Raw genomic sequence first — 12,466 nt, 5'->3', positions numbered from 1 at the left:
TCATCACATTGGAAAATCCAGCAGTTAGTCTACTGGTCGCTGTTTATAATACAGAAGCTTTTTTGCCGAATTGTTTGCAGTCGCTGATCAGCCAGACCTTAAAAAATATCGAAATCATTATCGTCAATGACGGTTCAACAGACGGAAGCCAGAAGATCATTGATCATTATGCCCGAAAGGACGGGCGCATCAAAACGATTCAGCAGGAGAATCAGGGCCTCGGCGCTGTCCGCAATAAAGGCATTGAAGCGGCGTCAGGCGAGTACTTGGCATTCATCGACTCCGATGACTGGATTGAGCCGGACTATTGCCAATCTATGTATGAAAAAGCGAAGGATAAGGATGCCGATCTTGTCATCTGTGATTATGCCGTCGAAATTCAGGATACCGGAAAAACGGTCTGCCCGGACATCGGGAAAAACTATGAAGGAAAGCCGAAAGAGGCATTCATGAAAGACTTGTTAAAGGGTAAAGTAAGCGGCTTTTCCTGGAACAAGCTCTACAGACGGGACCTGATTGAGCGGCATAAGCTCGTTTTCCCACTGCGCGACGAGCTGGAAAACATCGAAGATCAGTACTTCAGCTTCAGATGCCTTTTATATGCGAATACCGCGGCGTTCGTGACAAAGCCGCTTTATCATTACAGGGTCCACCTGTCATCCATCGTCCAAAAGTATCAGGCGGGGCTGTTTGAAGACGGACTCGCTCTTTATGAAGCAAACCTGGACTGCCTGACAAAGCACGGAGAGCTCCCGGCTTTAAAGGAGGCGCTGCACGTCTTTATCGTCAACCACGGCTGCATCAGTATTTTAAATGAATGCAAGAGTCGCAACAAAAACCCTTCAATAGAAAAATACAAAAATATCCGCAGCATATGCGCCTGTCCGGAATTCAGGGGGAAAATCCCCGCGGTGGACATGTCGGCATTCGATTCCAAGAAGAAGCTTCTCCTTATGCTGATTCGCTTGCGGTTGATGCCGGCAGTGTATGGATTTGCGGCAATTTACCAGAAAATGATCGAGCACAGAATGAAGAAATAGGCGGTGAGGAAATGACCTTTCAGGAACTGAAGATCAATCTTGCAGAATGGCTTTTGCTCAAGGTGAAATATCCTTCTGAATATGTGATGGGAACGCCGGGTTTAAGGCGCTTTGATCAATATAAAGGCAAGAAAAAAATCATTCTGACTTTAATTCCGTCCCATGATAATTTGGGAGATCACGCGATTGCCCTGGCAAGCCGGACATTCATAGAAAACGAGTTTCCCGATTTTGAATTAATTGAAATCGGCATCAACGATATTTACAAACATGCAAAAGCGCTCATGCGCATCCGCCACCCCGAGGATATGGTGTTCATCATCGGCGGAGGAAACATGGGGGATTTGTACCGCAATGAGGAATGGACGAGGCGCTTCATTATCAAAACATTCAAGCATTATAAAATCGTCCAGCTCCCAGCAACCGCGCACTTTTCCGAGACGCCCCGCGGTAAAAAGGAACTGAAAAGGGCGAAAAGAATCTACAACTCCCATCGCCGGCTGTTCATGATGGCGCGCGATGATACAACCTATCAATTCATGAAACAGCATTTTTCTAACCAAACGATTGTGAAGCAGCCTGATATGGTGCTTTATTTAAAGAAAGAACAGCAGTCTGCAAGAGAAGGTGTGCTCGTTTGTTTAAGGGAGGATAAAGAAAGCTTTCTCAGGCCGGAAGAGCGTAAAAAGCTGCTGAAGGCTGTCGGTGACGAGTATGGCGGTGCAACAACTTTTACAACGACGATCGGCAGGAGGGTCAGCCGCGTGTCCCGCGAGAAGGAGCTGAACAGGCTTTGGGATCAGCTGAGAGGTGCGGAGGTCGTTGTGACAGACAGGCTGCACGGCATGATTTTTTGTGCGATAACAGGAACGCCATGCGTTGTGATCCGCTCTTTTGATCATAAGGTGCTTGAAGGCTTTCGCTGGCTGAAAGACATTCCTTCGCTGAAGCTTGTGGAAAATCCCGATGCGGCAGAGGTTCTCGGCGCAATCGAAGAGCTGATCAAGACCGGTGATTCGCATCGTGAGACTCCGTCAAGGGATCATTATTTCGCAGATTTAAGACAGAAAATTATGGGTGATATCCAATGAAGCCATTTATCAGTATCATTGTTCCGATGTACAATGTCGAAGATTATATAGAAGAATGCGTCGATTCGCTGCGCAGGCAGACGCTGAAAAATATTGAAATCATCCTTGTCGATGACGGCTCTCCCGACAGATCCGGGGAGATAGCCAGAAAGTACTGCAGCATGGATGCCAGAGTGAAAGTGATTCATAAAAAAAACGGCGGGCTGAGCTCGGCGAGAAATGCCGGTCTTCAAGCCGCGACAGGAGATTATGTCGGGTTTGTCGACGGTGATGATTTTGTATTGCCTGCCATGTTTGAAAACATGTACGCCACTGCCAAAAAAGACGACCTCGATATCGTCATGTGCGGGTATCATAAACATTCCGATACGGAAGACACCTACTTCCCGCCTCCGCTGCCGAGCGATCGCCTCTTGTTGAGCTGGGATATTAAACGCGAGCTCAAAAAGGCGCACGAAACCCGCTTCATCTGGTATGTGTGGCGGAATTTGTACAGGCGCGACCTGCTGAAGAAAAACCAGCTGTACTTTTTTGAAGACATTCGTTTTGCAGAGGATTCGCCGTTTAATTTGTACGCCTTTTATGCAGCGAAGCGGGTGAGAGCGATCGATGACGGCTACTACATGTACAGGTGCAATCCGGATAGCCTGACAGAGGTGCCGTTTAAACCGTACATGGATGAAAGCCTGAAAAGGCAGTACCGGGCGAAAAGGAGATTCTATGAGACGTTTCAGCTTTTGGATGAATGTGCGGACGATCTGGAAACGTACACATGCAAACATCAAATTCCGATGCTTTTAGCCAATGCCTGTGCGGAACCGAAGCCTTCAAAGCAGGTGAGGCGGCATATTAAAGACATTTTGTCTTACCGGATGGTGCAGTCGTGCGTCAAAGCCACGTCTCTCCGCAGCCGCAACCTGTTAATCGGCCAGCGGCTCGTTTTATTGCTATGCAAGCTGAATATTCCGATTCTGCTCGAATTGTTTTTTAAACGAAATCTGCCCAGTAAGGGATGAGCCTTTTGAATAAGACATTTGTTTTGAATCTCGGCGCCAATGTGGCGTCTTTTTTACTATCGGTGCTGTTTTCGATGTGGCTGACGCCTTATGTCATCAAGAACCTCGGTGTTGAGGCGTTTGGGTTTGTCCATCTCACGCAGAATATGATCAATTACTTTTCAATTATTACGGTCGCCCTGAGCGCGGTCGTTGTCCGGTTTTTTTCTGTTTCCGCCCACAGGGGAGCACTTGACGAAGCGAGAGGCTATATGAATACCTATATCGTTTCATCACTGGTGCTTTCAGTCATCTTGTTTTTTCCGCTTGGCGGCACGGTGTTTTTTATCGATCAGATCATTCGCGTTCCCGCCGGTCTTTTGGGAGATGTGCAGATCGCACTTTTGATCGGGAGCCTGCTGTTTCTATTGACCTTTGTGATGTCGGGATTTGCCGCCGGTCCGTTTTTTGCCAATAAAATCTATATTACGAGCATGATCCAAGCCGTCCAAATGCTGATTCGCGTCTTGAGCGTATTGTTGATTTTTGCGTGGTTTGCACCGAAGATCTGGCATATTCAGCTCGCCGCTCTTATCGCAACCGCTTCGGCGTGTATCCTGTCGATCTTTTTCTTTAAGAAATTGATTCCATGGTTTACGTTCCGGGTGAGGGATATGTCGTTTGCAAAGTGCAAAAAACTGCTCCAGGCGGGAGGATGGAGCTCCGTCAGCCAAGTCGGCATCCTGCTGTTTCTGCAAATCGATTTAATGGTGGCGAATGTGATGCTGGGGGTTTCCGAATCCGGCATGTACGCGGCGATCATTCAGTTTCCGCTGTTATTGCGGACGCTTTCGGGAACGCTTGCGGCCGTATTTTCACCTACGATTACACTCTATTATTCAAAAGGCGATAAAGAAGGGCTTGTCCGCTATGCCAACCAGGCCGTCAGGTTTAACGGCATCCTGCTCGCTTTGCCGGCGGCGCTTCTGGGCGGGCTAGCAGGCCCGTTTCTGTCGCTGTGGCTCGGCCCTTCATTCGAACATTTGAAATGGCTTTTACTGATACATGCGGGTTATTTGGTTGTTTCATTAAGCCCGGCGCCGCTGTTTTATATCTTTACCTCCTATAACAAGCTGAGAACACCGGCGCTGACCACGGTTGCCTTCGGCGTTGTCAATTTGCTGCTTGCCATCGTGCTGAGCGGCCCGGCGGGTCTCGGCCTTTACGGAATTGCGCTGGCCGGTGCGGCAGCTTTAATGCTGAAAAACGTCGTCTTCACTCCGATTTATGCGTCAAAGATTACGGGTGAAAGAAAAAGAGTTTTTTATAAAGGCATATACAGGCCGGTTGCCGGCGCTTCATTTACCTTGGCTGTCTGTTACGCTCTTCAATACTTATTTGCGATCGACAGCCTGCTGTCCCTGTTTGTCACGGCGCTGTCTGCGACGGGGGCATACGGCCTGTTTGCCTATTTCGTCATGTTGACGAAAGCGGAACGGCATATTGTCACAACGAAGCTGCAAGCATTTCGATGCTCTTTATCCTTCCCGTTTCAAAAGGGATTTTTTAAATAAAAGAAAGGGGTGCGTTTTTCGTGCTAGCGAAACGGTTTTTCGATCTTGCATTGTCGGTTATTTTGCTGGTCGCACTCAGCCCGGCCATGATCCTGACGGCTTGCCTCATCAGATGGAAAATCGGCTCGCCTGTTTTATTTCGCCAAACCCGGCCGGGGCTGAATGGCGAGCCTTTTACATTATATAAATTCAGAACGATGACTGATGAAAGAGATGAAGCAGGCAATCTGCTAAGCGATGAAAAACGGCTGACAAAGACGGGGCGGCTGATCAGAAAAACGAGCCTTGACGAGTTGCCGCAGCTGATCAACGTCATCAAAGGAGACCTCAGTCTCGTCGGGCCGCGGCCGCTTTTGATGGAGTATATTCCCCTTTATACGAAGCGGCAGTGGAGACGGCATGAAGTCAAGCCGGGCATCACGGGCTGGGCGCAGATCAACGGGAGAAATAAAGTGACATGGGAGGAAAAATTCGAACTCGATGTTTGGTATGTGGATCATCGTTCTTTTTTGCTTGATCTCAAAATCCTTTTGTTGACTGTCGTAAAAGTCTTGAAGTCGGAAGGCGTCAGCCAAGACCGGCATGTGACAGCAGAAAAATTTAGGGGGAGAAGGAATGCCTGATGCAAAACGTGGTGATCATCGGAGCCGGCGGCCATGGGAAAGTCGTCCGGGATCTTGTAAAAGAGCGGCCGGATACGGCGCTTGCCGGTATTCTTGATGACCGGTATGAGGAGCTTCATGTCGAGAACGGTCTGTATCGAGGGCCTTCAGCCGCCGCAGAAGAACTTGCGCGATTGCATCCGGACGCGAAGTTCGTCCTAGCTGTCGGCCAAAACGGCATCAGACAGCAGCTGTATGATCGCCTTGGGCTTCCGCTTGAGCGGTATGCGGTCTTGATTCATCCGTCCGCTGTGATCAGCGGTTCGGCCCGGATTCAAAACGGCACCGTTGTCATGGCGTCGAGCGTCATCCAAGCGGATGCCGACGTCGGCATCCACACGATTGTCAACACAGGTGCGATCGTCGAACACGACAACCGGATCGGCAATTACGTTCATCTTTCGCCGGGAACGGTGTTGACAGGCGGCGTGACAGTTATGGAAGGCGCTCATCTCGGAGCGGGAACGGCGGTCATTCCCGGAAAGACAATCGGACGCTGGAGCGTGACGGGAGCGGGATCAGCCGTGATTCACGACATTCCTGATGATTGTACCGCTGTCGGAGTCCCTGCAAGGAAGATCAAATAACAGCAGTAAAAAGGGTGAAAAACATGAGTCAGAGTAAGCGAATTTATTTATCTCCGCCGCACATGAGCGGAGACGAGGAGCGCTATGTAGCTGAAGCGTTTCGGACAAACTGGATCGCGCCTCTCGGTCCACTTGTCGATACATTTGAAGAAAAGCTTGCCGCCTATGCGGGGACGTCCGGAGCTGCGGCAGTCAGCTCAGGAACAGCCGCAATCCATTTGGCCTTGAAATTGCTCGGCGTCAGTAAAGGTGATACGGTTTTCTGTTCTTCCTTTACGTTTGTAGCGAGCGCCAATCCGATTATATATGAGCAGGCTGAACCGGTTTTCATCGATTCTGAACGGGATACTTGGAACATGTCGCCCGAAGCGCTTGAACGGGCGCTCGACGAAGCGGAGCGTGCCAGGAATCTCCCGAAAGCCGTCATCGTCGTTAACTTGTACGGCCAAAGCGCGAAAATGGACGAGATTATGGCCATTTGCGATCGATTTGCCGTGCCTGTCATTGAAGATGCGGCTGAATCGCTCGGTTCTGTTTATAAAGGCAGAAAAAGCGGAACCTTCGGACGCTTCGGCATCTATTCGTTCAACGGTAACAAAATCATCACCACATCGGGCGGAGGAATGCTTGTCAGCGATGATGAAGACGCTTTGAAGAAGGCGCGCTTTTTAGCCACTCAGGCGCGCGAGCCAGCCATTCATTATCAGCACGAAAAAGCGGGCTACAATTACCGGATGAGCAATGTCCTGGCCGGAATCGGCATCGCTCAGCTTGCCGTTCTGGATGACCGGGTCCATGCCAGACGGGCGGTCTTCAAGCGCTATCAGGAGGCGCTCTCCGGTATCGAAGGTATAGAATTCATGCCTGAAGCTGGCATGTCTAACCGCTGGCTCACGACATTAACGTTTGACACAGCAAAGATTCAAACAACACCGGCGGACATCATTGAACAGCTCGCAAATGAAAACATTGAAGCCCGGCCGTTATGGAAGCCTTTGCACAGACAGCCCCTTTTTAAAGGTGCGGCCTTTTATCCGCACGATGACAAAGGCTCTGTCTGCTGCGACTTATTTCAGCGCGGGCTCTGCCTGCCGTCAGGATCAAGTATGACACCGGCAGAGCAGGATCGGGTAATTCAAATCGTTGCCGACCGGATTAAATATAAATGAGGTGCTAAACATGGCGATTACATATTCCATGGACAGCTTAAAGGATAAGCTGGCAGAAATTTTGGATGTCATTCCAAGGCATTCATCAGTCGTTTACTTGGACTACCCGCTCTACGGAAACGTCGGGGATCTATTGATTATGAAAGGAACAGAAGCTTTTTTTGAAGCATACGGCATCAAGGTGCGCGAAAGATGGAATGCAGAAAATTTCATTCCGGGCCGCCGGATTCCAAAGGAGGCCATCATTGTTTGCCAGGGGGGCGGCAATTTCGGTGATTTGTACCCTCACTTCCAGCAGTTCAGGGAACGGGTGGTCGAACATTACCCGGACAACCGGATCGTCATTCTGCCGCAGTCGATTTATTATGAACATGAAGAAAATGTTAAAAAAACGCGTGACATTTTAGCGGCTCACCCGGATCTGCACTTATTCACGAGGGAAAAGGCATCATTTGAATTTGCCGTCAAGCATTTCGAAGGGGTGAAAAACATCAGAATGATGCCCGACATGGCTCACCAGCTCTGGCCGATTGCAGCGCCTGCCGAAAAGCCGTCTGAGTCCGTTCTGCGTCTGATCAGGACCGACAAAGAAGCAAACAGCAGCCTTCAGAAAGCAGGGGAGCCGGACACGTACGATTGGAACGTCATCTTATCAGAAGGCGACAAACGCGGAATCAAACGCCTGCAGACGATCAATGTCCTCAACAAAAAAGCGGGCAATCGGCTGCCGATCGCTTCTTATTGGAAACGCTATTCTGACAGCCTCGTCGACAAATCAATCCGTTTCTTCAGCCGCTATGAATCAGTCGTTACTTCAAGGCTGCACGGCCACATCTTATCGTGTCTGCTCGGAAAAGAAAACGTAGTAATTGACAACTCCTACGGAAAAAACGCAAATTACTACAACACATGGATGAAGGACATCTCGAATACAAAACTGATTCAACACAATCCGGCAGAAGCAGAAAAACCGCCTGTTCACGTATGACAGGCGGTTTTTTTGCTATGCTTCTTCGCGCTTTACTTTGTTGTAGGCTTCATCCAAATGCTGAATCCGTTTTAAGACGACCGCGTTTTTTGTCAGCTGGTCTTGGACAAGCGTTGACACGACTGAACGGTAGTAGCTGTTCATCGCGTGGATTTTATCCTCATTTGGGTGCATTTCAATATGGGTTTTAAAATTTTCTATGAAATAGGGCACAGAGAAAAGTTCTGTCAATGGTAACACTCCTTTTTTAAGTCTATACGGTACGGAACCGATCGTGTAAACTAATAGTGGGAGGGGAGATATGATGAACTTGCATGTACAGCAGCAGCAAACGGCAAAACTTCACTTGACGCAAGGGCTTGCCCAAGCCATTCATATGCTTCAGTATTCGTCGGCCGAGCTGAACAGCCGGATTGACGAACTCTCATTGGAAAACCCCCTGATCGAACGAAAAGACCTCGATATTCCCCGATCATTTTACCATAAAACGAATCGTCATTTGCAAAATGAAGGAATAAGCCATTCTGAGACGGCGCATTCCCGAGAAGATGTCAAAAGCGCCTTGAAACGGCAGGCGCTCGATCTCCGGCTGTCAAGCCGGGAAAAGCGGATTTTTAGCTATTTGGTCGATTCCCTTGATCCAAACGGATATGTGACAGAGGACATCGCCTTTATCGTTTCTGAGCTGGCTGTCACCAGAGAAGAAGCGGAAAAAGTCTTGGGCAAGCTGCAGACTCTTGATCCGGCAGGCATCGGAGCGCGGTCGCTTCAGGAATGCATTCTGATTCAATTAAAGCGTCTGCCAAAGGAGACGGCAAAAGCGGAAAAAGTCATTTCCTCATACTTTGACCTGTTTGCCAAAAAGGGATGGAAAGAGCTGTCGGAGAGAGCGGGGCTTTCGCTTTCAGAGCTTCAGGACATACAAGACCTTGTCGCAGAACTGTCGCCTCGTCCCGGATTGATGTATGGCACGGATGAAGGCGAAGTCTATATCGAGCCTGATTTAATCATTTCAGCAGAGGATGGAAAATTGGTGCTTGAGCTCAGCAGCCGTTCTTTTCCCGACATCCAGCTTAACGCGTTTTACGAGCCGTTTTTGCAGCGTCAGTCAAAAGACGAGGCGACCGCTTATATTTCTGAAAGGTTCAAGCAGTGGAAATGGCTCGACAATGCCCTCAGGCAAAGACGGGAAACGATGCGGAAGGTGATGGCGGAAATCATGGTGCGGCAAAAAGATTATTTTTTAAAAGGGAAAGACGAACTGAAGCCGCTCACATTAAAAGAGATCGCCGATGCCCTCGGCGTTCACGAATCAACAGTAAGCCGCGCAGTCAAAGGAAAAATCGTGCAGACGCCTTTTGAGCTTTGCGAGCTTAAACGGTTTTTTTCGGCGAAGGTAAAGGACGCTGCTGACGGGCATACGTCAAGTCACACAGTCAAAGCGCATCTGCGCCGGCTGATCGATGAAGAAGATAAAATGAAACCGCTTTCAGATCAGAGGCTGGCCGACCTTTTAAACGAAAAGCATGGCGTCGTCATATCGAGGCGGACTGTCGCCAAATATCGTGATCAGCTCAATATACTGCCTTCGTCTGTCAGAAAGAGATATCAATAAAGAAGCCGTCCGGCACGAACACCGGCGGCTTTTTTTTTACGGGATCATCCACGAAAACAGATGATGCTGCAGGAAAGTGATCAAGCAAACCAAGAACAGAAGAAACAGACTGTGTTTTAGTGTAAAGCGAAGCAAGTCGGATTCTTTTCCTGCCAGTCCGACGGCTGCGCAGGCGACCGCAATCGACTGCGGAGAGATCATTTTTCCTGTGACACCGCCTGAAGAATTGGCCGCCACAGACAGCACCGGCTCCATTCCGACCGACTGTGCTGTCACTTTTTGCAGGCTGCCGAACAGCAAATTGGCCGACGTATCTGAACCGGTTATAAACACGCCGAGCCAGCCGAGAACGGGAGAAAAGAATGCGAACATTGAACCCGTCATCGCAAGGGACATGCCAAGTGTTGTGCTCATGCCCGAAGAGTTGGTGACATAGGCAAAACCGACAACGGAAGCGATCGTTAATATCGGCTTGCCGAGCTCTTTCAGCGAATCTGTAAACACGGCACCCCATTCCTTCCAAGGCATGCCTGTGACAAACTTTGTCAGTACGGCGGCAATCAGGATCGCCGTTCCCGCCGATCCGGCGAGATCAAGTTTATAAAGTGCTTCAAGCGGTTTTCCGGAGCCATCGAGAATTTGATTGTGCAAAAAAGGCACGCCGGGCGCAAACGTCAGCCTGCCGCCGATGTCATTGATGAACAGCAGCAATGGATTTGAACCTTCATAATGGCCTGTCAGCGCCTGTTTGACAGCTGGAATTCCCCAGACGGAGACCATTGCGGTGAGCAATAAAAACGGTGTCCACGCCTTGAAAATCTGTCCCGCCGAGTATGAGGCCTTTTGATGTTCAAGCTGATGAGCCTCCGCCGCAGCGGCCATTTCCTTTTCGTGCGAAAATCTGAATGTCGTCTTCGGTTTCCAAAATTTTAAGAAAACAGCGAGTGCGATAAGCGATACGATGGCTGACAAAATATCCGGGAGCTCAGGTCCCAGGAAGTTTGAGCTTACATACTGCGTAACGGCAAAAGAGACACCCGACACGAGAATCGCCGGCAGCACTTCCCATGCCCTTTTGAAGCCGCTCATGATGATGATCAAATAAAACGGGATAAAAACAGATAAAAACGGCAGCTGGCGTCCGACCATTTTTGAAATGTCCATCGCAGGAATCCCCGTCGGCCCTTCAACCGCAATAATCGGGATGCCGATCGCCCCGAAAGCGACAGGCGCCGTGTTGGCGATCAGGCATATGCCTGCCGCATACAACGGATTGAAGCCGAGGCCGACAAGCAATGCAGCCGATATCGCGACAGGGGCGCCGAAGCCTGCCGCTCCTTCCAAAAATGCCCCGAATGAAAACGCTATCAAAAGTGCTTGCAAACGGCGGTCATCTGTAATCGACAATACCGAGCTCCTGATGATTTCAAATTGGCCGGTCTTCACTGTAAGCTTGTACAAAAAAACTGAAGTCACGATAATCCAGCCGATCGGAAGCAGGCCGTAAACCGCGCCTTGCGAAGCCGACATTACAGCCTGATGAGCGGGCATGCCATATACGAAAACGGCCAGCACGAGCGCAATCAGCAAAGTCGTCACACCCGCTGTATGCCCTTTCATTCTTTTGATTGCCAGAGCCCAGAAAAAATACAAAATCGGTATAAGCGCTGCAAGCGAAGAAAGCAGCAAACTGTTCCCCAATGGGGTATAATCTTGCGTCCATCCCATCTCCAATTCCCCCTTTGTTCGTCAAAAAAAGCCTCATCTAATCATCTGATGACATGATGATAAGACTGATCATTTAGCATTATATTTCTCAATGTCATAAATTACAATCTTTTTTTGCATGAAGCCGAAGGCTATATGTTCCGGACAGAAAGAACGGTATAATAAAAAATAGCGCATCATGCCCAGTCTGGTTACGAGGTGAAAAAAGTTGAAATACAAACAAATCAAGACGAAAAAAATATACGAAGAAGTCGCAGAAGCGCTTCTAGAATCGATTAAAAGCGGAGAGCTTGAGCCCGGTGACAAGCTTGACTCCGTCCAGGCGCTCGCCGAAAGCTTTCAGGTCAGCCGTTCGGCCGTCAGGGAAGCGCTGTCTGCGTTAAAAGCGATGGGGATGGTCGAGATGAAGCAGGGGGAAGGGACGTATGTGAAAAGGTTTGAGCCTGAGCAAATTTCCATCCCCCTTTCGGCAGCGCTTTTGATGAAAAAGAAAGACGTCGCTGAACTGCTCGAAGTCCGTAAGATTCTTGAAATCGGGGCTGTTTCCAGTGCGGCTCAAAAACGCACGGAGGATGATCTCGGACGCATGCAGGCAGCACTTGAGGATATGAAGCTGGCGGACGGGAACGGCGAACTTGGCGAAAAAGCCGACCTCGCGTTTCACCTTGCGCTTGCCGGCGCCTCGCAAAACGATCTGCTGAAAGGCTTGATGAATCATGTGTCATCGCTCTTAATTGAGACGATGAGGGAGACGCGCAAAATTTGGCTGTTCTCGAAGAACACAACCGTTAAGCGCCTTTATGAAGAACACGAAGCCATCTATCAGGCTGTGAAGGAAAAAGACGGCCAAAAAGCAGAGCAAGCGATGCACAATCATCTGACAAATGTGGAAACTGTGCTGGCCTCATATTTTGAAGAAACGAAACAGGCCGACGAGCCGGCCATATAAGCAGCTGCAAGAGTGAAAACGAAAAAGAAACCCCTTTCAAAAAATTTTACCAAGGTGTAAGATGGAGA

Annotated in this window: 12 protein-coding genes; 10 read left to right on the top strand and 2 right to left on the bottom strand. The window is 49.3% G+C overall.

The window, feature by feature from the left end:
* The first annotated feature begins 8 nt into the window (after positions 1 to 8).
* The 8 genes from MKX80_RS18910 to MKX80_RS18875 are packed head-to-tail and all read left to right on the top strand — an operon-like array spanning position 9 to position 8,106.
* Complete coding sequence (locus tag MKX80_RS18910) at positions 9 to 1,040, top strand: glycosyltransferase (protein WP_154997042.1); 1,032 nt, start codon at positions 9 to 11, stop codon at positions 1,038 to 1,040.
* Positions 1,041 to 1,051: 11 nt separating this feature from the next.
* Positions 1,052 to 2,131 carry a polysaccharide pyruvyl transferase family protein gene (locus MKX80_RS18905; RefSeq protein WP_154997040.1) on the top strand — a complete coding sequence of 360 codons (1,080 nt, stop codon included), beginning with the start codon at positions 1,052 to 1,054 and terminating at the stop codon, positions 2,129 to 2,131.
* Positions 2,128 to 3,147, top strand: a complete 1,020-nt coding sequence (locus MKX80_RS18900; protein ID WP_154997038.1) for a glycosyltransferase — start codon at positions 2,128 to 2,130, stop codon at positions 3,145 to 3,147. Before MKX80_RS18905 ends, MKX80_RS18900 begins: the two co-directional genes overlap by 4 nt.
* Positions 3,144 to 4,700 (top strand): MATE family efflux transporter, encoded by a 1,557-nt coding sequence (locus tag MKX80_RS18895; protein WP_268310654.1) that lies wholly within the window; start codon positions 3,144 to 3,146, stop codon positions 4,698 to 4,700. The genes MKX80_RS18900 and MKX80_RS18895 overlap by 4 nt, the downstream gene beginning before the upstream one ends.
* 20 nt (positions 4,701 to 4,720) lie before the next feature.
* Positions 4,721 to 5,323: a sugar transferase gene (locus MKX80_RS18890; protein ID WP_154997033.1), complete on the top strand. Its 603-nt coding sequence runs from the start codon at positions 4,721 to 4,723 to the stop codon at positions 5,321 to 5,323.
* On the top strand, positions 5,323 to 5,949 hold the full coding sequence (locus MKX80_RS18885) for an acetyltransferase (RefSeq protein ID WP_182070023.1): 627 nt from the start codon (positions 5,323 to 5,325) through the stop codon (positions 5,947 to 5,949). The genes MKX80_RS18890 and MKX80_RS18885 overlap by 1 nt, the downstream gene beginning before the upstream one ends.
* Positions 5,950 to 5,972: 23 nt before the next feature.
* The gene (locus tag MKX80_RS18880; RefSeq protein WP_216929744.1) at positions 5,973 to 7,118 is read left to right on the top strand and encodes an aminotransferase class I/II-fold pyridoxal phosphate-dependent enzyme; all 1,146 of its coding nucleotides are present in this window, start codon (positions 5,973 to 5,975) and stop codon (positions 7,116 to 7,118) included.
* A gap of 10 nt (positions 7,119 to 7,128) precedes the next feature.
* Positions 7,129 to 8,106 (top strand): polysaccharide pyruvyl transferase family protein, encoded by a 978-nt coding sequence (locus tag MKX80_RS18875; protein ID WP_234112309.1) that lies wholly within the window; start codon positions 7,129 to 7,131, stop codon positions 8,104 to 8,106.
* Between the two features lie 15 nt (positions 8,107 to 8,121).
* Here the strand turns inward: MKX80_RS18875 and yvfG are convergent, their stop codons facing one another.
* Positions 8,122 to 8,337 carry a protein YvfG gene (gene yvfG / locus MKX80_RS18870; RefSeq protein WP_003185491.1) on the bottom strand — a complete coding sequence of 72 codons (216 nt, stop codon included), beginning with the start codon at positions 8,335 to 8,337 and terminating at the stop codon, positions 8,122 to 8,124.
* A 70-nt stretch (positions 8,338 to 8,407) separates the two neighbouring features.
* On the opposite strand from yvfG, the gene rpoN reads away from it, so the two are divergent.
* On the top strand, positions 8,408 to 9,721 hold the full coding sequence (gene rpoN / locus MKX80_RS18865; RefSeq protein ID WP_268342839.1) for an RNA polymerase factor sigma-54: 1,314 nt from the start codon (positions 8,408 to 8,410) through the stop codon (positions 9,719 to 9,721).
* Positions 9,722 to 9,757: 36 nt separating this feature from the next.
* On the opposite strand, the gene lutP is transcribed toward rpoN, so the two are convergent.
* A complete protein-coding gene (lutP, locus tag MKX80_RS18860) occupies positions 9,758 to 11,449 on the bottom strand; it encodes an L-lactate permease LutP (RefSeq protein WP_154997021.1) in 1,692 nt (563 codons plus the stop codon).
* Positions 11,450 to 11,657: 208 nt separating this feature from the next.
* Here lutP and MKX80_RS18855 point away from each other — a divergent pair, with 208 nt between their 5' ends.
* Positions 11,658 to 12,398 carry a FadR/GntR family transcriptional regulator gene (locus tag MKX80_RS18855; RefSeq protein WP_326166717.1) on the top strand — a complete coding sequence of 247 codons (741 nt, stop codon included), beginning with the start codon at positions 11,658 to 11,660 and terminating at the stop codon, positions 12,396 to 12,398.
* The last annotated feature ends 68 nt before the right edge of the window (positions 12,399 to 12,466 follow it).

It is taken from the genome of Bacillus sp. FSL K6-0972 (assembly GCF_037976035.1).
In the GTDB taxonomy this organism is placed as follows: Bacteria; Bacillota; Bacilli; order Bacillales; family Bacillaceae; genus Bacillus; species Bacillus haynesii.
This window is presented reverse-complemented; position numbering and strand designations above follow the sequence as displayed.